We start from the raw sequence: 25037 nt of genomic DNA, 5'->3' as shown, positions 1-25037 counted from the left end.
GCATCAAATTAATAAGCCCCATCAGAATAAGTTAATTCATAGCTATGTGAGTAAATCTCAAAAATATTACCGAATGGATCTTCAACATATACCATGCGATAAGGCTTTTCACCGGGATAATATTCACGGATCGGCATCCGCTGTTTACCGCCATGCTGTTTGATTTTTTCTACCATGCCTTCTACATCAGGGTCCTGGATACAGAAATGGAAGAGACCTGTTTTCCAATACTCGAAGTTATTTTCCGGCTTTTCGTTTTGAGGGAACTCAAACAGCTCCACTCCGATTTTATCACCCGTTGCCAGATGGGCAATTCTGAATTTCTCCCAATCATTGCCGAATACATCACGGCACATCTGCCCGATTGCCGTGTCATCATTTTCGACATCAGATGGTTCCATGATGGTGTACCAACCGAATACCTCAGTGTAAAATGTAATAGCCTCTTCGAGATTTGGGACGGATAGTCCAATATGTGAAAACGATCTTGGATATGGTAACATCGTCAATATTCCTCCTCTTTTTGATTCGTTTCATCTAACATGTCCTCATTATACGAAACAGGACTTCTTAATGTAAGAATGCACTTTTTTGTGAGAAACTAACCTTAAGGTAAGAAAGGACTGGATCAGATATGGATACACCCATCGATCAACAAGGGAAACTGAAGTGCTCCATTGAATATACCCTGAAGAAAATCGGAGGCAAATGGAAGACGGTCATTCTGTGGCATCTGGGTACGGACGGGACCCTTCGGTATAATGAATTGCGCAGGTTACTACCTGGCGTGGCCCATAAAGTATTGAGCCAACAATTAAAAGAACTCGAAGAAGATGGCTTCATCAAACGTACCCAATACGATACCATCCCACCCAAAGTCGAATACTCCATGACTGATTTAGGCATGACCCTTATGCCGATCCTCAAGCAGATGCATACATGGGGAAAAGAGCATGGGGAGTTTTAGGAGAGGGACGGACCTTTAATTAGCGAAAGCTTTATTGAATCGGGGTTAAGCTAATTTTCGAGGTCCGTCCCTCAAATGGGATGCCATACTTTTGCAGTCAATGGTCGATTGGTGGCCATTTTGTTTATTTATGTAGGGAATAAGAAGAATCGATATGAGTCAAGTGGCTGCATCATGATACCCGAATACTAATCAGTGCGAGACTTGGTTCAGAAATCTTTGCATCACACTGAGATTCAATTTATCCTTTAAGTATACCGACTGCGAATGGAGGACGAGAAATGTCTATTGTTCTAAAGAGAATCTATGATGAACCTCCTCGTCTAGGGGGCCACCGGATATTAATCGACCGGGTTTGGCCACGTGGCATTTCAAAAGAGGATGCCAATCTTGATGCTTGGATGAAAGAGATTACGCCCAGTCCATCTCTAAGAAAATGGTTCAATCATGATCCGCAAAAATTTGAGGAGTTTAAACAAGCCTACAAAGATGAAATCAATCAAGATAAGGAAAAACAAAGTAAGTTGCAAGAACTAAAAGAAATGGCGACAAACGAACGCTTAGTTCTTCTATACGGTGCAAAAGATGAGCGTCATAATCATGCCGTTATTCTAAAAAAAATGGTAGAAAATGGATGATAGATGAGGGACGGACCTCCAATCAGCATAAACCTTAATTAAGACAAGGATTATACTTTTTGGAGGTCCGTCCCTCTTTAATCAAATACTCTCAATCAATAGATAGATCCCCGTATATAGCAGGAGTACGTATGTAAATATATGTAACATTTTCGGGTTAATTTTACTACATTCTCCTTTGACTTTCTTTAAAATAGATTCCTTTTCGACTCCACCCATAAACCAATCTCAACGATTAGAAACATTAACACGATGGGCATGTTCAAGGATTTTCTTCTTTTTTATTATTGGTATAAAATCCGGCATACTTTTCACTGTATCATCAGATCCAAGAATGAAGATCTTCATGAGGAAAATTAATTGTTGTCTCGGATATGATTTGAGGAAGAAGGGTATCAAGATCATTTAATAATCCCTGTAAAGATTCCTTAACAGAACCAGCCTCAAATTCTTCCAATGGTAAGGGTAACTCATCTTCGTCCAACACGTAAGCTTCTCCATTGGGCAAAACCAGCACATCGATAATCAAATCCTCAAACGATACTATCCCATCAGTTATGTATGAATTTTTAACAATATTAAAATAGGAACCTAAATATTTCCCCTTTTGATCTCTCCAGATATACAGATTATAAGGTCGATCTTTCCAGTAATAAGCCAGGGTATAGCTGCCTTTAGAAATGGTTAAGCTTGACCGATTCGCTGTCATCGTAAAGTTTTCTACTATTTTATGAAAAAGAACAATGTCTTCACTTCCTACATGCAACAGCCGACAATGATGTTCCACCACTTCTGAGTCATAGCGGATCTTTCTTTCAATAATAGAATCACCAACCTGGATGGCTCCTCCCATTGGATACCCACTCACCAAACATCACTCCTTCGAGATAATATACCAAACTGCCACATCACGATAATTGTATCACCTAAAGAGAGGGACGGACCTTCAATCAGCATAATCCCCATTAAAACAAGGCTTATAACTTTTTGAAGGTCCGTCCCTCTCTCTTTACTCATTCTTATATCTTTTTAACAAATTCAGATTTTAGTTTCATGGCTCCGAAGCCGTCTATTTTGCAGTCGATGTCGTGATCGCCTCCCACCAGGCGGATGTTTTTCACTTTGGTTCCCATCTTTAGGACGGATGAGCTTCCTTTTACTTTCAGGTCTTTAATGACTGAAACGGAGTCACCATCGGTTAGGACGTTTCCGTTTGAGTCTTTGACAACCTTTTCGTCTTCATTCGTCTCTGGTGCTGCTTCTGCCGTCCATTCATGAGCGCATTCCGGACAAACGAACAGACTTCCATCTTCGTATGTATATTCTGAATTACATTTTGGGCAATTAGGCCACTCTGACATTGTTTTATTTCCCCCTGTTGATGATTATGCTATTTTTGAAAGACTACGCGTATCATTATACCTAATGTAGGGCTTGTTTGTTATGTATATCCTATTGATTTTATAGTACAGCGCTTGAAGACGAATACACTACACAAGTGAAAATGTCAGCCCGGCAGACATCAACCTGCTAAACTGACACTTTTCTATTCTCTAATAAGACACACCGGGACGGACCTCTAATCGTTAAAGACACCATAATAAATGGATATTTAATCGTTTAGAGGTCCGTCCCTCACAGCATTTTATCTTAGTCTCCTAAATCTGTTTATAGTAAATGATCGTTGCCTCTAATTCCCCGAAAGGTGACGCTGCGTAGTCAGGAATCCTTCCACCCTGAACAAATCCGAGGGAAGTATATAAGTGATTTGAAGGGGCTCCCTCTACCGTATCAAGTACAAGCAAGGTCCGTCCCTCCTTTTTCGCTCTCTCTTCCGCCTTTTGCATAAGCCTGCGGCCAATTCCCTTTTGACGGAATTGAGGATGTACCATCATTTTAGCGATTTCCGCTCTATTTTTCCCGTTCTGCTTCGTACATAAATGGATTTGTACCGTTCCCACAATTCGATTATCCATCTTTGATACTAATAGAATGATATTTTGATCGAGTGCATTTTGCCAATAATTCATCGCTGCAGAATGGGCAAGCGGTGATAAGAAACCAATCGACGCCCCATCATTCACTACGCTTATTAAAAGCTCGGATAGTTCACGTAAATGACTTTCTATCATTGTCAGTTCTTCAATTGTTTGATTCATAGCCAACATCATCACCTCACGAATTTACATAGTTACACTTCTATATTTCATTACAGAAATCCTACTACGGCAACCAGATTGTCAGATTATGTGACAAACTTTCCTCAGTATAACCTTCAGATAATATACTCAAATTATAACGAGAATTCCCTCCTGTATCTAACTTTTTTTGGAAAATATGTGCTTTTGTTATATTATATATAGAACAATTCTGTTATACTAAACGTATAACAATTAGGAGGTAAAACCTTGTTTATCCAAATTGAATCTCAATCAGTTGTACCGATCTATGCTCAGGTGAGAAATGGCATTATGGAAGGGATTGTACGTGGTGAGTTAGTACCTGGCGACGTGCTTCCATCCGTCCGTGCCCTTGCTGCTGACCTCGGTGTGAACATGCATACGGTGAATAAAAGCTATCATGAATTGGAGAGCAAGGGAGTGATTCAGATAGTTCCCAAGTCAGGGGCTGTTATTTGTCCACCTTCAGTAGATGGGATTGCATCATTAAGAATAGATCAGATTTCAGGTGAATTGCGACCGATTTTGGTGGAATCCCTTGTGCTTGGAATGAAAGAAGATGATATTAAGGGTTTAGTCACATCCATTATTTCAAAAGTTAAGGGGGAATAATTTTATGGAAATGACACTTTTAATTGTTACAGTCGGGTTTCTAATGGTGATGCAAATAGCCATTCCTTTTATTGTTAAACGGACGGTGGTGTTTGGTGTAACGATCCCTGTTGACGAAATAAGGAACGAGCAATTACTTCGATACAAAAAAATCTATGCTGTATCAATATTTTTCTTTTCAATTCTGGTGTTATCCCTATATTTTATATGGTCGACGGGCATTACACCTACAGAAAATCACCTTATCTTTGCAGGGCTATTCCTTCCATTCGTGATCCTGTTCATATCCTTATCACTGTACTTTTATTTTCATGTGAAAGTAACAGGGCTTAAAGAACGGGAACAGTGGTTCAAAGATCGCAAGCAGGTAAATGTTTCAGAATTGAACATTCGTACGAAAGATGAAATGCTTCCTTGGATTGTATTTACGATTCCAATAATCATTACAGTAGGATTGATCGTGTTTACATCAGTGAACTACAGTTCTTTCCCTGATCAGATCCCTGTACACTGGGGACCCGATGGACAACCGGATTCATTCACACCAAAAAGCTACTTATCTGTCCTGACATTGCCTTTTGTACTGTTAACGATGAGTTTCATGTTTCTGGGGATCAATGAATTAACAAGAAACTCCGGTATTAAGTTGAGTGCAGGAAATGTGAAGGCATCCCGAGTTCGGCAATTGCGTTTGCGGAAATACACAAGCTGGCTCTTGTTCTTCATCTCCATTCTTATTTCCATGCTGTTTACATTCTTACAATTTACCACTCTCTACGAAAACAGCGTCAGCGATTTATTAATCATCATCATGCCGCTTGCCTTCTCAGCCCTTGTTTTGATAGGGACGGTCCTTCTGGCTGTCAAAGTAGGCAAAAAAGATTCGGATTTTGACATAGAAGTGATCGATGAAAATTCCGGTGAAATGATTAACGCTGATGAAGACCAATACTGGAAGGGCGGACTCATCTACTTCAACCCGAACGACCCCTCCATTTTCGTAGAAAAACGCTTCGGAGTCGGCTGGACCCTGAACTTCGCCCGGCCTCTGGGCTACATCATCTTAGTCGGACCTCTGCTGGTCATACTGATTATTACACTAATTTAGTAGTTTTGAGGGACGGACCTCCTAACAGATAGCGATGGCGTAGTATTAACGTTCTTCGCGATTAGAGGTCCGTCCCTCTTCTTTGACTTTCAACATCAATTCAACTTTAACCGAAGGAGAGGTCCGTCCCTCCTACTACTAAAAAAGGCTCAATCTCTGGAAATTCGACTTTTGTTATGGACAGATTGTTCGGAATACTATATAAATAGTAGATGGAAACTCACAAAGAAAACGTTTACAACTTGAGACGACAAGGAGGATTCTATGTTAGATGTGCTAGACAAGATTAATTCATTCTTATGGGGGACACCAAGTTTAGTACTGTTATTTGGGACAGGCCTTTTCTTGACTTTTATGCTTAAAGGGCTGCAGTTCAGAAAGCTATTGTATGCATTTAAACTTGCTTTTACAAAAGAAGAACCCTCTTCTTCTGCTGACAAATCGGAAGGAGATATCAGTAACTTCAAAACGTTGATGACAGCTCTGTCAGCGACAATCGGTAACGGAAACATTGCCGGTGTTGCGACGGCATTGACGATTGGCGGACCCGGGGCCATTTTCTGGATGTGGGTTGTCGGCCTACTCGGTATGGCGACGAAATACGCAGAAGCGCTGCTTGCGATGAAGTACCGTGTGAAAAATAAAAACGGTGAATACTCCGGAGGACCGATGTATTACGTTGAAAAAGGTCTCGGAAGCAAGTGGAAGTGGCTTGCTGTTGCGTTTGCTTTATTCGGTGCATTTGCTGCCCTGGGAATCGGAAACAGCGTACAGTCCAATACGATTGCAGACGTCATGACATCAAGCTTTCAAATTAGCAATCTCGTAACAGGAATCGTTTTAGCCGTCCTGACAGGTTTGATCATCTTTGGAGGGATTCAACGGATCAGTACCGTCGCGTCCTTCTTTGTACCGATCATGGCATTCCTGTACATTGGCGGTTCATTGATCATCATCGTACTGAATTATGACATGATCATTCCGGCATTTGAAATGATTTTCTATTATGCGTTCAATCCTGTAGCTGCAGCTGGTGGTTTCACCGGGATCATTATCAGTGAAGCGATCCGCAGCGGGGTTTCACGTGGGATTTTCTCCAATGAGGCAGGACTTGGTACGGCTGCATTGATTGCAGGTAATGCGAAAACCGATCATCCGGTTAAACAGGCACTTGTCGCCATGACGGGTACGTTCATTGTGACAATCGTCGTCTGTACGATGACGGGGCTGGTCCTCTTGATCACAGGCTTCTGGGATCCGACAGGAGGAGCGATATCGGGTGTCGAGCATGCACCAAGTCTTGACGGCGGAGCACTGACGAGTGCGGCATTTGGACACGCCCTCGGTACTGTCGGGGAATACATCGTATCGTTCTCCGTCATCTTCTTCGGATTCTCGACGATCGTTGGCTGGTATATGTACGGCGAGAAATGCTTCGAGTATTTGACAAATTATCGTTTTGCAAACTCCTACAGACTCATTTACATTTTAGCAACCGGACTTGGTGCCGTTGCAAACCTGGAACTCGTATGGGCATTCGCTGATATGTCTAACGCCTTGATGATGATTCCGAACCTGATCGCCCTTATTTTACTTTATAAGGTCATCGTTCGTGAAACGAATCATTACTTCAATGAATACATGCCTATGATGCAAGCTCAACCAAGGAAGAAAGCCAGTTAAAAAGAAACCCGGCGTGATGTGTGAATCATGCCGGGTTTTATATTTGTAGTATGATTTCATATTTACTGTGACTCCCGTGAATATGGGTAACTTCTTTTAAGGGATATCGTTTTTGGTAATTGCTTCGTCCTTTTTGTCTGTATCCTCGATGCTGCATCACTAACCGCTCCAAAACCTTGTTTAGATCCTCATTTTTTGCCTGCGTGATTTCATAAACTTCTTCATCGAGTTTAAAACGCATGGTCATTTCTCCTTTCCCAATTTGGTAGAGTACCCACTTACCCATCATTTGGACATATACTTTGCCAATTCCTTCATTATATAAAAAAAAACAACCCTATTTACACTCTAAACCGTCCCGTTTTGAGGTGCTGGAACCTTAGATGGATCATCCCTTCCTATTGCATGAGAGCTAAATTAGGTTTAAGTAAGGAAAATAAAAGGAATCACCATTAACACCTCTATTAATCTACATATGTTTAAGCAGGTGCGAATAGAGGATTTCTTGGTCTTTACATTTCCGTTATTAAGGTCAAGCTGGGTTAGCTCTAAAATTCGAATCATAATTTATCTTTAGGAGGCACACGATGAAATTTGCAGGTATAGGTTTAGTTATGCTGGCCGCTATATGCTGGGGCATTAGTGGGGGGATTGCCGATGTTTTAATGAACAAGGGATGGGATCCCATTGTGATCTCACTTTACAGGGGGGTTGTTGGATTTATATGTTTTTTTGTGTGGTTTCTCCTTCGCTTTAGACAAAATCGGGGCATCTCTACCCGTTTATATATATGGTCTCTAATTGCAGGTGTTGGTGTTGCTGGAAATTTCACTTTTTATTTTCTAAGTATCGAAGCCTCAAGCGTTGCGGTTGCCGCTACTTTAATGTACACCGCACCTGTGTTCGTCCTATTAATCTCCTTCTTATTACGAATAGAAGATTCTACTTGGTTTAAATGGGGCTGTATTACCGGGGTTCTTTTGGGGATCATCCTGCTTACAGGTGCCTACAATACTGAATCGATTTCAGTGAGTTTTTTAGGTATGGCGGCGGGACTTGCTGCTGGCCTTTCCTATGCTTTGTTTATATTCGGGTTTAAAAATGCGTCTTCTATCGGAAACCCACACACCACGCTAACCATTGCTTTTTTTTCATTTTGTCTCATCCTTTTTCTCTTTACGGATAAGGGTGAAGCAGCTGCTGTGTTGGCGTCAAGGGATATAGGATGGTTTTTACTTTTAGGGATCCTCGGGGCTGGACTGTCCTTTATATTGTATGTGACTGGAATTCGATGGACCACTCCGGCAAATGCTTCGATGGTCGCTATGGTAGAGCCGGTGACAGCCTCATTATTTGGCGTTCTGGTTATCGGGGATCAATTGACGGGCATTCAAATTGTTGGCATGGTGGTTATACTGGTTACGATCACCGTACTTAGCGTGAAGCAGTCCGACTGAGAAAGTGGACCACCTCTAACCGAATTAATTTGAACTCATTTATTTTTGTGGAACGAAATTTTTCCAGTGAAAAACGGTTCATAAAATTAAAAGTAACGGTCAATCGTTCTGCCTTCACTAATAATAAGTGGAATGACCCATGAGATAGAAATAAACGTCCTGTGACAATTCACAGGACGTTTTTAATGGCGTTTATAGGTTATGCACTCCAAAAAAGAACGGATTATTTACACACAGGGACGGTACCATCCATCAAGCATACCACTTATGCCACATATGATCATTTCTGCCTCTTACAAAGGCATCCACTCGGTTACGGCCCCAGGACACTGCTCCCGGTGAAGAACGAACGCCTCCTCTTGGTGCTCCAAGGTCTTCCCAATTACTCCAGCGGGAACCATTCCACCATTTGTGCCACATATTGTTGTTGTCACCACGGACAAAGGTATCGATCCGGTTCGGGGCCCATGATGATGCTGCGGGAGCGCCTTCGAATCCTCTAGGCGGTGAGCCCAGGTCCTCCCAGTTACTCCAGCGGGAACCATTCCACCACTTATGCCACATCCGGTCATTGTTTCCTCTTACAAAGCAATCGATTCGATTCGGCCCCCAGGATACAGCACCTGGTGAATCCCTCAAGCCGCCTCTTGGAGCACCAAGGTTTTCCCATTGGCTCCATCGGCTTCCGTCCCACCATTTATGCCAGAGATTGTTGTCATTCCCTTGCACGAAAACATCGAGACGATTTGCTTGCCATGACGCAACCATCGGATCTCCCTTAAACCCACGTGGTGGTCCCCCAAGGTCTTCCCATTCATTCCATCTCGAGCCATCCCACCACTTATGCCAAAGTGTATCCCGATTCCCTCTGACAAACGTATCAATACGATTCGGCCCCCAAGACACGGCCGCAGGCGAACTCCTTAAACCTCTTCGCGGAGCTCCAAGATCTTCCCAATTACTCCAGCGGGAACCGTTCCACCATTTGTGATACATTCTATCGTTCTCACCTCGAACAAACGTATCCAAGCGGTTCGCCTGCCAGGAAGAAACGGCCGGTGACCCCTTCATCCCCCGCGGCGGTGCACCAAGGTCCTCCCATTCTCTCCAGCTTGCCCGCCAATCAAATGGATCTTCGTAGACAGGTTGGTCATAGAATCCCTGATAAGGATCATAATAGTTAAGCTGTTGTGGATAATACGTGAACTCACGTGGTTGTTCGTATGGTGGATAGAACTGTTGATAAGTATGTGGCAACAGACCATCTTCATAATGGTTTCTGACTTCTGGCCAATACGGATAGCATTCTTGTTGAACATCATACGGTATCACAGGATATCGTCGTGGAAAAAACATACTGCATCCCTCCTCAGCATTACTTTATGCAGGAGCCCAGGTCGAGGAGCAGGTACAATTATTTACATTGAATAACCTCCACTTATACACTTTGTATAAGATAGAACTTGCTCGCTTGAACCAAAGATAATGAAAGAGGTATACAATCTTTACTATAAAAAAAGAAGCACCAAAACATAGATGCTTATCATCATACTCTATATTTAATTGAAAGTGGTCTTCACACATCCTTCTTTTTATCTGCGATAGATACTCCGTCTGATTTATAATGCATTTTGATATTGGTGAAAACCTCAGTTGCTCCGTGTTGTATCCCTACTTCCTGGCTTTCTTTAATAACGCTCATAATTTTATCATATTCACCTTCGACCACCGTTTCCATCGGCCCTACTTCGTATGTTAAACCCGATTCTTTTACCACTTCGATCATTTTGGGGATAATTCCATTTGTATCCACGTCTTTTCCGTTTGGCATAGTTTGAAATCCTACTGTTAATGTTGGCATCTGCATGCTCCTTTCTCGACTAGTTCTATACTTCTACCTCCCTCCACAAATAAATAAACATGTAGAATATTACCGAAATATACGTAAACCTCTTTATTGCTCGAAGTCCAGCGTCTCCAAGACATTTTCACTGCACATATTCTCTCAAGCATCGGCTCTCGGCAGGGCTGCCTTATACCACTGGTAACAGAAAGCCGTTCTTTCCTTTTGTAGTGGTAAACTTTTCATAAATAGGTCTAAAAGGGATGAGTAGGTGCACCAGAATTCCGGTCTCATCTTAAATCTGGTAGCTTTATATGAAATAAAATAAAACAGGACCTTGTGATTAGAAAAGGTCCTGTTTTTCCTGGTTATTCTTGAATGACAAACTGTTGATATTTTTCAAAGTCACTTACCTTGCACTCAAGGGTCATTATCGTTCCATTTTCTTCATACTCGGTTTCTAACACATTCGCATTCTCATTAAAATAAGAAATCAAATGTCCTTTATCAAATGGGATCAGCATTTGACAGCGTTTATAGTCCTTAAAAATATAACTTCTCACCACTTGAAGCAGCTCGTCGATCCCGAGTCTATTTTTTGCGGAAAAATAAATGCGGTCCTTTTCCACTCTGGGTATCTCTTCTCCCATCAGTTCGGCTTTGTTAAACGCGTAGATGACGGGTATATCACCTATCCCCAGTTCTTCAAGGGTTCGATCAGTCACCTTCATCAATTTCTCGTAGTGAGGATCGGAATAATCGACAACATGAATGATGAGATCGGCCTCCACGACTTCTTCAAGAGTAGAACGGAACGCCTTGACCAGCTGATGGGGCAGTTTGTTAACGAACCCAACCGTATCTGTCAGGAGAAATGCCTTTTTGTCCGGTAAGGTGATATTCCTCACCGAGGTTTCAAGGGTCGCGAATAGCATATCCTTTTCAAACACTTGCTTGTTCTCGTTTGGATGGAACTTTTCTACGAAAGCGTTCATAGTCGTCGATTTCCCTGCATTTGTGTATCCGACGAGGGATACGACGGGAATTTCACTCTTTCTACGCTGCTTACGTTGTGTGCTTCGCAAATCAACAAGCGAATCAAGCTCTTTATTCAACGTTGTGATTTTCTCTTCAATTCGGCGTCGATCTAGCTCGAGCTTCGTTTCACCCGCACCACGATTTGCGAGTCCAGATCCTCCTCCTTGACGGCCTAATGACTCACGGCGTCCAATCAAACGCGGCAGCATATATTGCAGCTGAGCTACCTCCACTTGAAGTTGCGCTTCCCGGGTTTTCGCACGTTCTGCGAAGATATCGAGAATCAACATCGTCCGGTCCATGACCCGAATATCGAGTTTCTCCTCAAGGACACGAATTTGCGAAGGAGACAGCTCATCATTGGAAATAAGCACCTCCGCTCCCCATTCTTCAATGAGTGGCAGGAGCTCTTCAATTTTCCCCTTACCAATATAATGAACATGATTCGGTCGGGGCAGGTTTTGAGTCAGTTCACCGACTACATCAATATGCCTAGCTTCTGCCAATCCATTCAACTCAAGCATCGAATATTCGAAGTCATTATTCTTATCCTTTGTATTAACGCCTATGGCGATTGCTTTTAAACGTTCTTCCATTACTTCGTCACTTCCTATCTTTTAGTAGGTACAGAAAAAAGCACAGGCCCCTGCCTGTGCTTTTTGTAAATGGATTTGAATAAACCGCTGGCGCATGAAGAAGACCGCATTTTCCCCTGGCGTTTTCCCAAGAAAACACACAATATGGCACCACTCGGCAAATATTCAATTCTATTCTTTAAGAAAACAAGAAAGAGGAGCCAATTAGCCTCCCTTTCCTTCATTCAACGTCCAATGAAGAATTCCTTTAAAAATAGTCAGACCGATCCCATTTACCCTGCACACAGGCAGAGCCTTTGAACATATTCAATTAAGCGTTCAAATTGCGGATGCGTAGTCTGATTAAAATCAAAAGGAAAACCCCCATTTCTCATAAATTATTACCATCTTACCACAAACAACTGAGGATGGGAAGATATGGTTTGAGGGACGGACCTCCAACAAGTATAATCCAAGCTAACACCTGGCTTAGAGGTCCGTCCCTCGCTTCATATACCGGAGGATACGCAGGTTCAGCCAAGATAGGAGGAGGATAATCGCAAATTGGATGATGGAGAGAGACAGGTTCCAATTGTTGGTGTGAAAGAGGTTGAGTGCTGCCGTGCATTGTTGAATCACACTTAGGACTGCAATCCAAACAAGGTATCTCCATAGAGTGGGATGTTTCGATTGCCTGCTCAGAAAAATCAAAAGTGGAACACATACCACTATCCACCGATAAAAGAAATCAACCGGATGTACATCTTTCACAACATAATAATATAGCTCATATTTCCCCTTCAATACGGCATCTATAAACAAATTCATATATAGAATGAAGAATAAGCTTCCGTACCACTCCAGTGGGGACAAATGAAAGTACGTTGTCTTTACATCGCGCAATTTATCAACGAATCGAAAATTAAATAACAAGATCAGAAACAAAATAGGATAAATCGGAACCGAGTATATCAATCTCCAGCCACTGTATTGAAAGAAGGAAGAATAGTGGGCGGCAAAAAACTCATAACTTAACGCAAATAGTGACCAGCCCAGTATGTACATCCCCTTGACGATCACATTCTTCTTTGCAGGAAATAAAGCTAGAAACAGGATATTAATCGCTGGGTAAATGCCAATTGCACCTACAAAATCAATCCAGTCCACCCCTGCTTCGAAATAGGAATATAACTTGAACATTCCACCCAAAATGGAATCTGCAAATAAAGCTAAATAAACCGAAAACAAAGAGGTGACGTACATCGCGATGATCGAAAGCCTTTTTCTTACCATATAAACTAAACCATTCAGGGCAAAGATTGTTATCCACATCAATAGCATAAACATCATCCCAGACATTCTTATAATGTCTTCATTATTGACATATCTCATGGGAATGTATTCTAAAAACCACCAATACCACCACCATAAATAATTCTTTAAAGACAAATCCATACTAATGTATACATTCACTGAACAGTAGGAGGCGTATACATGTCACTTCATCCCAAAACAAATTTAACCTCAGCTGAAATGGCCACTCTTTGGTCCACCTATCAAAGCGACACTTTGGCCCTTTGTGTATTTGAATATTTTATTGCAAAAAATCAGGATCCCGATACAGCATCCATTCTTCGCTTAGCACAAGAAAAATCTGAACTGCACATTGAATTCATCTCAAGCATTTTCAAAGAAGAACAAATCCCTATCCCTGTTGGATTTTCAAAGGAAAAGGACGTATTCCCTGATGCCCCGTCCATTTATGGCGACACCTTTTTCTTGATGTATCTACGGCAAATGGCCAAGGTTGGAATGATTACCTATAGTGGAGCCCTTGCCCTGACCGTGAGAGAAGACATTCTTGAGTTCTTTCAACAAGCCCTTCAGTTTTCTGGTGACCTCTACAAAAAAACGACGGAAACTGGAAAAGAAAAAGGAATATTAGTCAGACCTCCGTATATTGATTATCCTGAAAAGGTTGAGTTTATCAAGGAAAAATCATATATGAGCTCCAGCCTGAATCCATTTGTCAATAGACGGCCGCTGAATGCCATTGAAATCTCCCATCTCTTCCTTAACACGGAAACCAATTTACTCGGGAGCATGATTGCTACAAGCTTCGCTCAAATGGCGCAATCAAAAGAAGTAAGAAAATTCATGACCAGGACACAGGAAATTGCTCAAAAACACCTCAATATCTTCAGTGATGCACTGATCAATAACGATATGCAGGCTCCCATGTCTTGGGATACCAATGTAAAAGCTTCAACCACCGCTGCTTTTTCAGATAAATTGATGATGTTCCACACCACCCTGATAAGCAATGCCGGGATGGGGAACTATGGTACAGCTGCAGCGGCAAGTATGAGAGCTGACCTGGTATCGAATTATTTCAGACTCATACTCGAGGTCGCTGAATTAGGTAAAAGTGGCGCGGACATCATGATCGATAACGGTTGGCTGGAAGAACCACCTCAGTCTGCTGATCGAAAAAAGTTGGCGGAGGATAAGTGATGAGGTCCGTCCCTCATCACGTTAGATCACTAAAGAAAAACCTCCAAATCAGCTCTATTCCAATTGATTTTCAAGTGGAATGATGGAAGATTTGGAGGTCCGTCCCTCAGTTCTTGATCGATACATTTACTTGATCGGAATGGGAGATGGTGATGGGGTGTTGTCCGGTTCCCAGTTTGAGGGTGGCGGATTTGTTAGGGTTCCCTTCGTCTTCTATTCCTTCTTCTTCTGATTCAGGTACATTTGCTTGTTCTAGAAATTGCCACTCGGCGTCCTCCCCCTGTATGTCCCCTACATTTTCGGCATTGATGGTCAAATCTTCGGATGAAGGAAGAACCAGGTTGACCATTCCTGAGCTTGATACTTCCCATGAGCTTGAAAGGGTTCGCGGCTTTAATGTGACGTCGTTATAGTTACTGGAGATTTCCAAGGACTTTGATGCCGGAACGACGAGTGTAGCCTGCATTTCCTGACCAGATTGTCTCCATCCATTGGACTCAGGAAGACCCTTTAGGGTGATAAATAATGTGTCTCCTTTTTGTGTTGTCAGTAAATAATCTTCAGGCTTCGAAAAGAATGGCCGATCTCCCGAGAAGGTTCCTCGATACGTACCAAACACACTCACTTCTTTATCTGTAACGGTTTCAATCGTTATCGGATAGTAACTGGAATCAACGACAATCCGCTTCACATCATCACCAACCTGATGGTTATAAGATGGAAGGTCCGCTGTTTTCACTTCAGAATCAAAGAACGCTTGCATCTGTTCCATCAATCCTGTTGCCTGCAGAACGGTAAATCCGATTCCCAGCGTCCCAATGACAGCCACAAAGATAATACTTAAAAAATCATATTGTAATATCGGTTTTTCCTGCCTGGATAGATACAAGTATACTAAGATTTCTGCCCCCAATACGATCAACAGCACCGGCCACCAACCTGCCAATACATAGGCTGAATCCCATTTTAACAACTGTGAAAACAGCAGGAAAATTCCCAGGAACAAAAGGGATGCCCCCATTGATATAGATCCGACTCTCCAAGTTCTCATTCTGATACCTCCTCTTTCGAATGGGCTTTTTTACTTCCCGCCACCAATTTAATTCCTCCCCCTATAAGAAGAAGGCAAACAATCCCCGGCTGGATATAGTTATACATCACATGATAAAGATCAATTCCATACGTCTCTAAAAACGGTAGTGATAGGGGCATAAGGATGTTCGTTGCCAAGTAGTAGACCCCAAGCAGCATCAATCCGATTCCCACCCACTTCTGCTGATTGATTAAGTAAGACACGATCGGCGTATCTTCTAGAGGTTCCTTTCCGTGCTTAGAAGCCCGTTGCAATCCATCAAAGAAGCTGTAGAACCAGATGATCGGAACTAAGAATAGAAAAATCCCCAACCGAAGGACGTCCAATATATAGATGGAGAACAAGAACACCGCCATTAGCTGAATGCCCCGTCGTTGATATCCAAGGTACAGATGTCCCGCTCCAGGAAACATCGATAAAAATGTGGCGAATGCCTTACTCTTCCTCCCGCCTTCATGCTGGGCTTCCAGGTCTTCCAACACAGACCGATCCGTCAGCACTTCACCAGCCTGTTTTTTATTCAATAATTGCATGGTATCGAAGAAGTTGTATACCCATACGACAGGTAGAACGATCAGGAATACCATAAACTCCCCTCTCCCCGTCATCGCTGTTACAAACAGGATCATCGCAGCCACTCCGAGGAACGTTGCCAAAAATGTGACACCCCGGTTCATCAGTCCCAGTTGGAAATGACCGAGACCTGGGATCATGGAAAGGATGATGGTATAGAAGCGTTCGGTACTCAGCTCCCCTGAATCACTTTCTACCACCGGTTCTCGTGATGCTTCATTCGCTTTCAACATTCTGGATGCGACAAGTGCCGTATTAACGATACTGATGAGATATAATAGGAACGCAAATCCAATGGTGATAAAAGCAAAACCATCCCAGTTCAACACTTCCGCTCCCACGAATGCAACAGGAAATGACGCAATCAATACGAGTATAAACAGGACCCCTCTAAAAACCTTCCCTAAATACATTAATCCCACACCGGGTATAAAAGCCAACAAAAACGCAATGATCGGATTCTTCTTTTTATCCATCTTACTCTGCCTCCTGTTCTTCAATTTCTTCAACACTATCCAGTAAAGCCGTTGTTTTATTTAAAATATTTTCTGTAAACGAAGGTTGTTGATTTTTTTCAAAATCAGTCGTGATTTTCGTTAGTTCACCAAAAATACCAGATGCCATCAAAATCAGCGTCATCGCCGTAGCCAGCACATAATGAAACACCTTTTCCTCATACCACTGTTTTTTGACCGGCCTCATCACGGGATCCCTTTCAACCGGAATTCGCTCCATCACCTGTTCTGTATAGAGGGACGGACCTTCAATGGAAGGAAGCTCATCCTGAACCGCCTCGATTGCTTCCATATAAAGACTCATGCATTGATCGCAATTGTATAGATGCTCCTCGTATTCGGTTCGCTTATTATCATCCATTTCTTCTCTGGCGTAATTCTTCCATTCTTCCAACGCAATATGGCTCATATGAAATCCTCCTCCTTCCAATGCTTCCTCATCCATAGCCTTGCCCGGTACAGCTTTGTTTCAATCGTTTTCACCTGCACATGCTGTTCATTTGCAAGCTCCTGATAGGACTTTTCTTTTATGTAGAACCCTTCAATCACTTCTCTGTACGATTCGGGAACTTCTTCTAAATGCCTCAACACGAGCTGCTTTTGTTCTTTTCTTAGTAATCGTCTTTCTATAGCGTCCTCTGACTCTTTTACAGGGAGCTCGTCGACCAGCTCTTCCTCCTGTCTTGCCTGCCTTCGCTTACAATCAATGGCATGGTTCACCGCAATTCTCGTCATCCATGTCTTAAACCCTTGATGCCCGTACTGAGGGAGAGAGGTGTAAATCTTCATCCAGACTTCCTGTGATGCATCTTCAGCATCTTTCTGATTTCGCAGAACCCCGAAGATGCATTTAAAAACATACTGCTTATGCATTTCGATCAACATCCGAAACGCATGCTCACTGCCATTCTTCGCCTTTTCAATTAGCGGATCCACCAACCTCTCTCCCCCTTTCTTGTGGTCTCATACTAATAGACGAAAGAAAATGGTGAATCCCTACAGTTTTTTAAAAATATTTTTTTGTTGTTGGTGGTGCATGTTACATTTCATTGGATTCACAGCTGATCATCGCTCATAATTTCACGATTTGTGATTTCGCCGTTATATTGAAAATATCGCCGTTAAAATCAGGATTTCGCCGTTATATTGAGAATTTCGCCGTTAAATGTATCGCTCATCGATTCAACAGGAGATTACAAGTACCGGGGAGTGGGTCGATACCCCTTCTTGAATGTACGTTCGCTGATATATTGAAAATTCCGCTGATAAATTTTAGATTTCGCTGATATATTGATAATTTTGCCGTTAAAATTAAGATTTCGCCGTTATATTGAAAATATCGCCGTTAAAATCAGGATTTCGCCGTTATATTGAGAATTTCGCCGTTAAATGTATCTCTCATCGATTCAACAGGAGATTACAAGTACCGGGGAGTGGATCGATACCTTCTCTTGAATGTACGTTCGCTGATATATTTGAAATTTCGCTGATAAAATTCGGATTTCGCTAATATATTGATAATTCCGCTGATAAATTTTAGATTTCGCTGATATATTGATAATTCCGCTGATAAACTAGGCGATTTCGCTGATATAATGACAGGTCCAGTATTTCGCTCCCTCTCCCTAATCGAAACAATACGAATTTTGTCGGTTATTCGTTGAATCGCGATTAAAATTGAGAAGAATCTCAATTATTATCAATTTCGACCATCCCCCAGCCTCATCCCTCCAGAAAACCACCCTTATTTACCATCTAACACGAAATCTACATTCCTGTTATACTCGTAAAGTACTGAATTCCATAAAGAAGTGAGTGGATACTATGAAAGAAGGCATTACGTTTATTGTGGAGATCATTAACAACCTCCACGACATGTTAATAGGAATAACGAGTGATCTCGGTTTCACTCTTACTGATAAAGATCTGCATTTTTGGATTTTGGGGATCATCGGGATCTCCGTGTTCTTTTTTGTATACATTGTGTCTAAGATTCTATCGAAGCTTAAATTCGGGATTACCGCACTTGCTTTCTTCTATACATTGACCTTCATGTTTGTATTGGTCTTTGCAATTGAAATTCAGCAAGCAATCACCAACCGCGGGCAGATGGAATTCATTGATGCCATTATTGGTTTATGGGGATATATTGTTTTTTTCCTCATGTACATTGGATTCGCAGCCATCATTCTACTAATTAAGTTTTTCTATCAAAAGCTTTCCCGGAATAAAGAAGAGACCCTGGGAAGCGATTAGGATCTTGTTTTCACCAGATAATACAAATATGTTGTTTCCTCATGATAAAGTTTCCCTTTCCTATCAAAAAAGAGGGAGGACTCCGCTACAAACCTGTATACAGAAAAAAAGGAGCAAACGCCATATGCGCTTGCTCCTCTATTATTTCATCTTACATAAACACTTCAATTCGATTACTTTCCTCACTCAATAGACCCTCAAGTACCTCTCGTTTAATCCTCATACCACCCGAACGATATCGGTTAGATACCTCTTCAGTATCCACTTTTTCACCATTAACCACAATGTGGCCGCTCTTTTCTCCCGTGTGATAAGTGAATGTAACTGGACGATTCATAAATTTGAAATCAAAGGTCAATCCGTCAAATTTCTCTGGTAAAACGGGATCAATGATCAAATCTTCCGCTTCTTGACGGATGCCCAGGCAGTTGGATATTAATTGGTTCATGTAGATTCCAGGTCCGCTTGAATAGATTCTCCAGCCGCCTTTTACCGGTACGGTCCCTGCGCGCAGCTCGTTGAACCGTTCCTGCGCCTCGTATCTTGTATTGAATTTACCGTCGGAGCTGCTGAAGTATGCGTTACTTTGTCTTCTTTCAGCGTTTGGAACGACTTCTGTCAACCCGACCGGATTGATGATTTCAAGTCCTTTCCACACTTCCTCCGTATTTCCGAGCTTCGCCATCGCTTCTACAAAGCGAATATGGGCGTGAACATATTGCAGACCGATTTCCCGGCCGAAATTAGCTGCTTGTTCTGCTCGTTTGAAATGTGTGCTTACTCCACCTTTGTAGTTTGCAGGGCGGTTCATCAACCGGACCCCGTCTGGACAATAGAGGTGTTCCTTCACCAATTTGTAATGGGATTCTGCTTGTTCCGGAGTGAATAATTCAGAAATGATACTGCGGTTCATCGGCAGAAGTCGATACTCTATGCCCGTTTTCGTGTCCGTCGGGTGAAGCATTAATTCTGCATGTGCCGGATCTTCCATGTATACAAAGCCTGGTATCACATCATTTTGTAAAATATAGCGATTATAATCATTCTGAATTCCTGATGCAAGTGCCTTGAATTCCGAAGCTTCTTCATTCCGGACTCCCTCAAGTACATTAGATAATCGATTCAATACCTGATAGGTAAGGGCTACTGTCCAGCTGCTCGCCATGAATTTTTTCAGCTGGGGGTTTGCCGGTTGAAGTGTATCATCCCAATCTCCATCACCGTATGACGAAAGATATGTGTCATATAAGAAATGTTCTTTAATATAGTCGATTTCTTTATGAATATGATGTAATAGCGTCGCTTTTTCCTCTGAAAAACCAAAGCCGTCCCGGGTCGTATAAGGGATTTCTTCTTCCAGAATGTTGTAATCATTGGTCGCTGCGATATAGTCACCGACAACCTTTAATGGCCAAACAATGATATCTCCGTGGCTATCATCCTGCTGAATCTTGAAGTAACGGTCAAACATGAACCATTGCGGCCAATTGCCGTTGTCTTCATATTGATGGGAATAGACGGTTTTGATGATATCTTTCACACTTTGGTAGTTGTGAGTCGCCATGAAGTATTCCGTCGGGCCCTGGCACACATCCCGGGTTCCCCAAGCCGCTCCGCCGTATTGCTCCAGTCCATGTGGTACGGAAAAATGTACAAGCATGTTGTGGGTGTACCACCATGCTAAGGAATTGACTTTGGCCAGTTCACTTGGAATCTCCCCATGTTGAGAAAGCTTGAATCCACTCATAACTAGATGATAGTACTCTCGATAGCGCTCAATTTCACTGTTCATATCAGGCTCTTCGAATTCTCTATCTTCCCCGTGAAGAAGACCTTGAATGGTCATGGTCCATTCTGATGTCGCGGTTAGGTCGAGTACACAAAGTGATGCACTTCCCACTTCTACATTCCGACCCAATCTTTCCTCGTTCTCCACGCTCATGTCAGCCCCATCGACCTTTATTCTATAACAAAGATGAGGGTACGCTTCGCTGCTTTCAGATTGAGAATCAGCAGAAATGGAGAGGATATCCCCATTTTTTTCAAGCTTATAAGGGACTTCATATTCATTGTTGTTCATTGTAACCTGATTCGAAACAAGATAACGGTTCTGTTTTCCGTTCTTAGATCGTACGTGCAGCCGGACTTCAGGTGTATCAACCGTCGTATAATTTGTGATGATGATTGTGTCATCCAGTGTCTTGTAATACCAGCGCGCATAGTTGAAGCCTAATTCAAATAAGGAAGGCATGGTTAGTAAACGATACACTCCTTCAATCTCAACATAAATGCGTTGACCGGACGTTTTCATGACGTTTAAATGATTCCGGGTATTCGTTAACATCTTGTTGAACGATGTATTTCCAATCACCAGTTGGGAGTTGAATACTCCATACATGAAGGAAGTGGTTGTAATGGTCCCTTCCTTCAGCTCATGATTTCCCCCAGACATGAGGATGTGTCCATGAGGGCGTTCAACAACCCATTCTTTTTCTTTTAACACGACATGTTCGTGCGTGTCTGTGAAAAAGGAAAGCAAACGGTCGCCATCCCATTCTTCCGTATGACGCTCAGTAAATAGACCATCAATTTCTTCTTTGGACATCTCTTCCGTTTGAAGAGGTTCGCCAATTTCAGGTGATAGAATCACTTTTTCAATTGGAGCACTGAAATTTTCCTTAAGCTGCTGCACTTCAATCCATGCATGTTCTACTTCTTGTTGATATTCTAACGTCGTGATCGCTTCAGAATGGTTTTCTCTAAATAGACCGTAGAAGACAAAATGTTCTTGTCCTGATAATCGGACCTTCTCTGATTGCAGGGCCGTATAAGCAAATTCATATTGATAGACTTCGTTTGCCAATGTAGGCTTCGTCAAGATTTCAGGTTGGTTTGTTTCCTTGTAGGATAAGCCGAAAAATTGGAATCCGTCCGTCGAATAGCCAACCGTTTTTCCAATGGCCCCTTGCTGAATATACGGAAAACCATTCGATTGTGGCTGGTTTTGACGGGAACAGACGACAAATCCTTTTTGACTGTCTTCAAATACTTTGTGATCCACATATTGGGACATATAGGCTTCATTCGAGCGGACGCCGCCTTTATCTGCCAATCCCAAATCCTGTCCATAAATGACATCGATCTCTGCGTCCTGTCCATCCACCATCACATCCCAGAACCAAACCCCAGTTTGTGACAATGTAAACGTTACTTCATATTGAAGAGCCTTATGGTTCCCTGACCATTTCACCTGTGATTCTGAAAACGAGACTTCACTAGTCGATTGAACACCGATTAATGGAACAATCTCGATTTCAGATGAGTGATAGATTCGTAAGTAAAGGTTGTTTAACGAGCCGTCGATGGGATTCGTCAATAATTGATTGATCATGGTAGATGCATGGTTTATTTCAAAAAGATCGCCACTATTTAAAAAGGTGAATTGAAGATCACCGGATGTAAGCTTATGCGTAGAATTCATTCTGTTCCCCTCGTTTCGTCTATTTTACTAATGTAAAGGATTGCTCCATTCCTTCTTTGCTATTTGGACCAGCATAGGCAATAAATGTCCCCGGGTCACTGTCAAATTGTAAATCTGAATGATGATAACGTAGCTGTGATTCTGATAGGGTAAAGGTAACCAGCTTCGACTCTCCCGGTTCCAGGGCAATTTTCCGGAAATCCTTCAGTTCCTTTAATGGGCGGATCACTTCCCCACTCACATCCCGCACATATAGCTGAACGACTTCCTCGCCTCTCTTAGATCCGCTGTTTGTTACGGTAACTGAAACGGTAATCGGCTGATTGGGTGTCATAACAGATTCAGCAATCGTCATGTCGCTATACGAAAATGAGGTATAACTTAAACCGAAACCAAACGGTAAAAGAGGATCATTCGGAATATCCAGGTATTGAGAGACATAACGGACCTGGGCATCCGGTGCTCCCTTTGGTCTCCCCGTATTGAAGTGATTATAATAAACCGGCACCTGTCCTACACTATATGGGAAGGACATGGTCAGGCGTCCGGATGGATTTTCATCCCCGTATAATAGGTCGGCAACCGCTGCCCCGCCTTCCGTTCCGGGGTACCAGGCTTCGAGGACCGCGTCTACCTGGTCGATGACCCCATGTAAATCCAGTGGTCTGCCATTAAATAGAATGGCCACCATCGGTTTATTTAATTTCTTCAATCGCGAAACAAGTTCCAGCTGGGCATCAGGTAGTTTAATATTCGCTCTACACCCTGCCTCCCCGCTCATTTCAGAATCCTCACCAAGTGCCAGAACGATGATATCTGCTTCTTCCGCCACTCTCTCAGCCTCAAGCAATTGCTCTTCAGATACCGTTTCAATTTCAGATCCTTTAGCAATCGTAAGGTGAGAAGACTCCACTTTCATCTTCATTCCATCCATTAATGTCACGGCATCTTCTTTCGATCCTAACCATGACCAAGGCCCAAGGATGTCATTATTTTGAGCAAAAGGTCCAATAAGTGAAATTTTCTGGCTCCGTTTTAAAGGTAAAACACTCTCATTTTTTAATAGAACGCAAGACTTTGCTGCTAGTTTACGAGCTGCCACACGGTGTTCGGAGCTCAACACCACTTCTTGTTCAAGCAATTCATTTGCACCGCGGTAAGGATTCTCGAATAATCCTAACTTTTGTTTAAGCTCTAAAATTCGTAAAACGCCTTCGTCAATGATGGATTCATCTACTGCTTTTTCTTCCACCAGCGTTTTTAAGTATTTCACATACGTCGAAGTCATCATTTCGATATCAACGCCGGCTGTGATCGCTTTAAGGGCAGCTTCCTTCTCATCCTCTGCCACACCATGGGGGATCATTTCTTTCACTGCTCCCCAATCCGATATAAGAACTCCCTTGAATCCCATTTCTTCTCGAAGTATGGATCGCATAAGCTTCTTATTTCCTGTAGCCGGTATTCCGAACACCGTATTAAAAGCGGTCATGACCATTTCACAGCCTTCATCAAGAGCCGCTTTGTATGCAGGTAAATAGGTTTCCCTGAGTTCCCGCTCCGACATATCAACTGTGTTATAATCACGTCCGCCTTCAGCTGCACCATAGGCGGCAAAGTGTTTGACACAAGCTGCCACACGGTTATGATCGTAAGTCAGATCCTTCCCTTGAAACCCTCTCACGAATGCTCTGCCAAATTGACTGTTTAAAAAGGAGTCTTCACCTGTAGACTCCATCACTCTTCCCCAGCGAGGATCGCGAACGAGATCAACCATCGGGGCAAACGTTACATGGACTCCTGATACTGCTGCTTCTTTTGCAGCAATTTCCGCACTCTTTTCCGCAAGCTCCAGGTCCCATGAGCATCCGATCCCAAGTGGTACCGGAAAGATCGTTTTGAAACCGTGTACAATATCGGACATGACTAATAAAGGAATGCCCAGTCTGTTTTCTTCCATATGTGTACGTTGAATGTTTATGACGTTTCTTGCACCAGAAGCCCCCAATACGGATCCACTATTTCGGACAACTTCCTCGTCGATCCCCATGTCGACCATCGGGCCGGTAATTTCCCCTTGATCGCTTGCCCCTTTAAAAAAAGGAGTAGCAAGCTGGGTAAGCTGAGCAATTTTTTCATCCAACGTCATTTGGTTAAGTAATGCAGTCAGTTTATTTTCTTTCATAAGTAGAACCTCCAATTGGGTTATTCATTTTGGTTCTTTCAAATTATTGAAACGTTTCGATTAACAATTGAAGAAAAGTATAAAGGTAAATGTTTGGTCAGTCAACTATAGAATCTAGCACTACTACCCTTCTAAAAACCTTGTTATAACAACAAGTTATATAAGATATATATAGGTATAATATGGAATGAATCTTAAAATTCTAGTATTTTTCAGAAAAGTATTGAAAGCGGATACACCTTTGATTATAATATAGTCATCGAAACGTTTCAATAACACCAGGTAAGATATTTTCCATAACAAGAAATTAACTCTTACC

23 protein-coding genes are annotated in these 25037 nt (G+C 42.3%); 8 read left to right on the top strand and 15 right to left on the bottom strand.

Going from position 1 to position 25037, the window contains the following annotated elements:
* Nucleotides 1–8 precede the first annotated feature (8 nt).
* Nucleotides 9–503: a lactoylglutathione lyase family protein gene (locus Q1B03_RS18015; RefSeq protein WP_299744676.1), complete on the bottom strand. Its 495-nt coding sequence runs from the start codon at nucleotides 501–503 to the stop codon at nucleotides 9–11.
* A gap of 131 nt (nucleotides 504–634) precedes the next feature.
* Between Q1B03_RS18015 and Q1B03_RS18010 the strand changes: the two genes are divergently transcribed.
* Together Q1B03_RS18010 and Q1B03_RS18005 are read left to right on the top strand one after the other, a co-directional pair.
* Complete coding sequence (locus tag Q1B03_RS18010) at nucleotides 635–967, top strand: helix-turn-helix domain-containing protein (RefSeq protein WP_299744674.1); 333 nt, start codon at nucleotides 635–637, stop codon at nucleotides 965–967.
* A gap of 281 nt (nucleotides 968–1248) precedes the next feature.
* On the top strand, nucleotides 1249–1605 hold the full coding sequence (locus Q1B03_RS18005; RefSeq protein ID WP_299744671.1) for a DUF488 domain-containing protein: 357 nt from the start codon (nucleotides 1249–1251) through the stop codon (nucleotides 1603–1605).
* Nucleotides 1606–1927: 322 nt separating this feature from the next.
* Here the strand turns inward: Q1B03_RS18005 and Q1B03_RS18000 are convergent, their stop codons facing one another.
* From Q1B03_RS18000 to Q1B03_RS17990, 3 genes are all read right to left on the bottom strand, one after another.
* Entirely contained in the window at nucleotides 1928–2458 is a 531-nt protein-coding gene (locus Q1B03_RS18000) for a DUF402 domain-containing protein (RefSeq protein WP_299745133.1), read from the bottom strand.
* 166 nt (nucleotides 2459–2624) lie between these two features.
* Entirely contained in the window at nucleotides 2625–2966 is a 342-nt protein-coding gene (locus Q1B03_RS17995) for a zinc ribbon domain-containing protein YjdM (protein ID WP_299744668.1), read from the bottom strand.
* Nucleotides 2967–3263: 297 nt separating this feature from the next.
* On the bottom strand, nucleotides 3264–3764 hold the full coding sequence (locus tag Q1B03_RS17990) for a GNAT family N-acetyltransferase (RefSeq protein ID WP_299744665.1): 501 nt from the start codon (nucleotides 3762–3764) through the stop codon (nucleotides 3264–3266).
* Between the two features lie 249 nt (nucleotides 3765–4013).
* Between Q1B03_RS17990 and Q1B03_RS17985 the strand changes: the two genes are divergently transcribed.
* The 3 genes from Q1B03_RS17985 to Q1B03_RS17975 all read left to right on the top strand — a co-directional run bounded on the left by Q1B03_RS17985 (nucleotide 4014) and on the right by Q1B03_RS17975 (nucleotide 7188).
* Entirely contained in the window at nucleotides 4014–4397 is a 384-nt protein-coding gene (locus tag Q1B03_RS17985; RefSeq protein ID WP_299744662.1) for a GntR family transcriptional regulator, read from the top strand.
* Nucleotides 4398–4401: 4 nt separating this feature from the next.
* Complete coding sequence (locus Q1B03_RS17980) at nucleotides 4402–5505, top strand: DUF1648 domain-containing protein (protein WP_299744659.1); 1104 nt, start codon at nucleotides 4402–4404, stop codon at nucleotides 5503–5505.
* Nucleotides 5506–5769: 264 nt separating this feature from the next.
* On the top strand, nucleotides 5770–7188 hold the full coding sequence (locus tag Q1B03_RS17975; protein WP_299744656.1) for a sodium:alanine symporter family protein: 1419 nt from the start codon (nucleotides 5770–5772) through the stop codon (nucleotides 7186–7188).
* 37 nt (nucleotides 7189–7225) lie between these two features.
* Here the strand turns inward: Q1B03_RS17975 and Q1B03_RS17970 are convergent, their stop codons facing one another.
* Nucleotides 7226–7429 (bottom strand): hypothetical protein, encoded by a 204-nt coding sequence (locus Q1B03_RS17970; protein ID WP_299744653.1) that lies wholly within the window; start codon nucleotides 7427–7429, stop codon nucleotides 7226–7228.
* Between the two features lie 346 nt (nucleotides 7430–7775).
* On the opposite strand from Q1B03_RS17970, the gene Q1B03_RS17965 reads away from it, so the two are divergent.
* Nucleotides 7776–8645: a DMT family transporter gene (locus Q1B03_RS17965; protein WP_299744650.1), complete on the top strand. Its 870-nt coding sequence runs from the start codon at nucleotides 7776–7778 to the stop codon at nucleotides 8643–8645.
* Between the two features lie 252 nt (nucleotides 8646–8897).
* On the opposite strand, the gene Q1B03_RS17960 is transcribed toward Q1B03_RS17965, so the two are convergent.
* The 4 genes from Q1B03_RS17960 to Q1B03_RS17945 form a co-directional block, all read right to left on the bottom strand.
* Nucleotides 8898–10001 (bottom strand): carbohydrate-binding protein, encoded by a 1104-nt coding sequence (locus Q1B03_RS17960; protein ID WP_299744647.1) that lies wholly within the window; start codon nucleotides 9999–10001, stop codon nucleotides 8898–8900.
* 220 nt (nucleotides 10002–10221) lie between these two features.
* Nucleotides 10222–10506 carry a thiamine-binding protein gene (locus tag Q1B03_RS17955; RefSeq protein ID WP_299744645.1) on the bottom strand — a complete coding sequence of 95 codons (285 nt, stop codon included), beginning with the start codon at nucleotides 10504–10506 and terminating at the stop codon, nucleotides 10222–10224.
* 350 nt (nucleotides 10507–10856) lie between these two features.
* Complete coding sequence (gene hflX, locus Q1B03_RS17950) at nucleotides 10857–12122, bottom strand: GTPase HflX (RefSeq protein ID WP_299744642.1); 1266 nt, start codon at nucleotides 12120–12122, stop codon at nucleotides 10857–10859.
* A gap of 468 nt (nucleotides 12123–12590) precedes the next feature.
* Nucleotides 12591–13442 (bottom strand): CBO0543 family protein, encoded by an 852-nt coding sequence (locus Q1B03_RS17945; RefSeq protein WP_299744639.1) that lies wholly within the window; start codon nucleotides 13440–13442, stop codon nucleotides 12591–12593.
* A 153-nt stretch (nucleotides 13443–13595) separates the two neighbouring features.
* Between Q1B03_RS17945 and Q1B03_RS17940 the strand changes: the two genes are divergently transcribed.
* The gene (locus tag Q1B03_RS17940; protein WP_299744636.1) at nucleotides 13596–14615 is read left to right on the top strand and encodes a DUF3231 family protein; all 1020 of its coding nucleotides are present in this window, start codon (nucleotides 13596–13598) and stop codon (nucleotides 14613–14615) included.
* A gap of 106 nt (nucleotides 14616–14721) precedes the next feature.
* Here Q1B03_RS17940 and Q1B03_RS17935 read toward each other — a convergent pair whose 3' ends face one another.
* Genes Q1B03_RS17935 through Q1B03_RS17920 form a run of 4 tightly spaced genes read right to left on the bottom strand, consistent with a single transcriptional unit; the run spans nucleotide 14722 to nucleotide 17732 of the window.
* The gene (locus Q1B03_RS17935) at nucleotides 14722–15666 is read right to left on the bottom strand and encodes a hypothetical protein (RefSeq protein WP_299744634.1); all 945 of its coding nucleotides are present in this window, start codon (nucleotides 15664–15666) and stop codon (nucleotides 14722–14724) included.
* Nucleotides 15663–16757: a hypothetical protein gene (locus Q1B03_RS17930; RefSeq protein ID WP_299744632.1), complete on the bottom strand. Its 1095-nt coding sequence runs from the start codon at nucleotides 16755–16757 to the stop codon at nucleotides 15663–15665. Before Q1B03_RS17930 ends, Q1B03_RS17935 begins: the two co-directional genes overlap by 4 nt.
* A 1-nt stretch (nucleotide 16758) precedes the next feature.
* Complete coding sequence (locus tag Q1B03_RS17925; RefSeq protein ID WP_299744628.1) at nucleotides 16759–17205, bottom strand: hypothetical protein; 447 nt, start codon at nucleotides 17203–17205, stop codon at nucleotides 16759–16761.
* Nucleotides 17202–17732 carry a sigma-70 family RNA polymerase sigma factor gene (locus Q1B03_RS17920; protein ID WP_324748414.1) on the bottom strand — a complete coding sequence of 177 codons (531 nt, stop codon included), beginning with the start codon at nucleotides 17730–17732 and terminating at the stop codon, nucleotides 17202–17204. The genes Q1B03_RS17925 and Q1B03_RS17920 overlap by 4 nt, the downstream gene beginning before the upstream one ends.
* 888 nt (nucleotides 17733–18620) lie before the next feature.
* Between Q1B03_RS17920 and Q1B03_RS17915 the strand changes: the two genes are divergently transcribed.
* Entirely contained in the window at nucleotides 18621–19052 is a 432-nt protein-coding gene (locus Q1B03_RS17915; protein ID WP_299744622.1) for a hypothetical protein, read from the top strand.
* A gap of 151 nt (nucleotides 19053–19203) precedes the next feature.
* Here Q1B03_RS17915 and Q1B03_RS17910 read toward each other — a convergent pair whose 3' ends face one another.
* Together Q1B03_RS17910 and bglX are read right to left on the bottom strand one after the other, a co-directional pair.
* Entirely contained in the window at nucleotides 19204–22533 is a 3330-nt protein-coding gene (locus tag Q1B03_RS17910) for a GH36-type glycosyl hydrolase domain-containing protein (RefSeq protein ID WP_299744619.1), read from the bottom strand.
* 19 nt (nucleotides 22534–22552) lie between these two features.
* Nucleotides 22553–24718, bottom strand: a complete 2166-nt coding sequence (bglX, locus tag Q1B03_RS17905; RefSeq protein WP_299744615.1) for a beta-glucosidase BglX — start codon at nucleotides 24716–24718, stop codon at nucleotides 22553–22555.
* Nucleotides 24719–25037: the final 319 nt, after the last annotated feature.

Source organism: uncultured Rossellomorea sp., from assembly GCF_947488365.1.
Lineage (GTDB): Bacteria > Bacillota > Bacilli > Bacillales > Bacillaceae_B > Rossellomorea.
Note: the sequence above shows the minus strand (reverse complement) of the source record. Positions and strands in the feature narration are given on the sequence as shown.

Excerpts from the sequence above, each read along its gene's own strand:
- Q1B03_RS18015 (WP_299744676.1), bottom strand. The coding sequence starts at position 503 with ATGTTACCATATCCAAGATCGTTTTCACATATTGGACTATCCGTCCCA.
- Q1B03_RS18010 (WP_299744674.1), top strand. The coding sequence starts at position 635 with ATGGATACACCCATCGATCAACAAGGGAAACTGAAGTGCTCCATTGAA.
- Q1B03_RS18005 (WP_299744671.1), top strand. The coding sequence starts at position 1,249 with ATGTCTATTGTTCTAAAGAGAATCTATGATGAACCTCCTCGTCTAGGG.
- Q1B03_RS18000 (WP_299745133.1), bottom strand. The coding sequence starts at position 2,458 with ATGGGAGGAGCCATCCAGGTTGGTGATTCTATTATTGAAAGAAAGATC.
- Q1B03_RS17995 (WP_299744668.1), bottom strand. The coding sequence starts at position 2,966 with ATGTCAGAGTGGCCTAATTGCCCAAAATGTAATTCAGAATATACATAC.
- Q1B03_RS17990 (WP_299744665.1), bottom strand. The coding sequence starts at position 3,764 with ATGAATCAAACAATTGAAGAACTGACAATGATAGAAAGTCATTTACGT.
- Q1B03_RS17980 (WP_299744659.1), top strand. The coding sequence starts at position 4,402 with ATGGAAATGACACTTTTAATTGTTACAGTCGGGTTTCTAATGGTGATG.
- Q1B03_RS17975 (WP_299744656.1), top strand. The coding sequence starts at position 5,770 with ATGTTAGATGTGCTAGACAAGATTAATTCATTCTTATGGGGGACACCA.
- Q1B03_RS17970 (WP_299744653.1), bottom strand. The coding sequence starts at position 7,429 with ATGCGTTTTAAACTCGATGAAGAAGTTTATGAAATCACGCAGGCAAAA.
- Q1B03_RS17965 (WP_299744650.1), top strand. The coding sequence starts at position 7,776 with ATGAAATTTGCAGGTATAGGTTTAGTTATGCTGGCCGCTATATGCTGG.
- Q1B03_RS17960 (WP_299744647.1), bottom strand. The coding sequence starts at position 10,001 with ATGTTTTTTCCACGACGATATCCTGTGATACCGTATGATGTTCAACAA.
- Q1B03_RS17955 (WP_299744645.1), bottom strand. The coding sequence starts at position 10,506 with ATGCCAACATTAACAGTAGGATTTCAAACTATGCCAAACGGAAAAGAC.
- hflX (WP_299744642.1), bottom strand. The coding sequence starts at position 12,122 with ATGGAAGAACGTTTAAAAGCAATCGCCATAGGCGTTAATACAAAGGAT.
- Q1B03_RS17945 (WP_299744639.1), bottom strand. The coding sequence starts at position 13,442 with ATGCTATTGATGTGGATAACAATCTTTGCCCTGAATGGTTTAGTTTAT.
- Q1B03_RS17940 (WP_299744636.1), top strand. The coding sequence starts at position 13,596 with ATGTCACTTCATCCCAAAACAAATTTAACCTCAGCTGAAATGGCCACT.
- Q1B03_RS17935 (WP_299744634.1), bottom strand. The coding sequence starts at position 15,666 with ATGAGAACTTGGAGAGTCGGATCTATATCAATGGGGGCATCCCTTTTG.
- Q1B03_RS17930 (WP_299744632.1), bottom strand. The coding sequence starts at position 16,757 with ATGGATAAAAAGAAGAATCCGATCATTGCGTTTTTGTTGGCTTTTATA.
- Q1B03_RS17925 (WP_299744628.1), bottom strand. The coding sequence starts at position 17,205 with ATGAGCCATATTGCGTTGGAAGAATGGAAGAATTACGCCAGAGAAGAA.
- Q1B03_RS17915 (WP_299744622.1), top strand. The coding sequence starts at position 18,621 with ATGAAAGAAGGCATTACGTTTATTGTGGAGATCATTAACAACCTCCAC.
- Q1B03_RS17910 (WP_299744619.1), bottom strand. The coding sequence starts at position 22,533 with ATGAATTCTACGCATAAGCTTACATCCGGTGATCTTCAATTCACCTTT.
- bglX (WP_299744615.1), bottom strand. The coding sequence starts at position 24,718 with ATGAAAGAAAATAAACTGACTGCATTACTTAACCAAATGACGTTGGAT.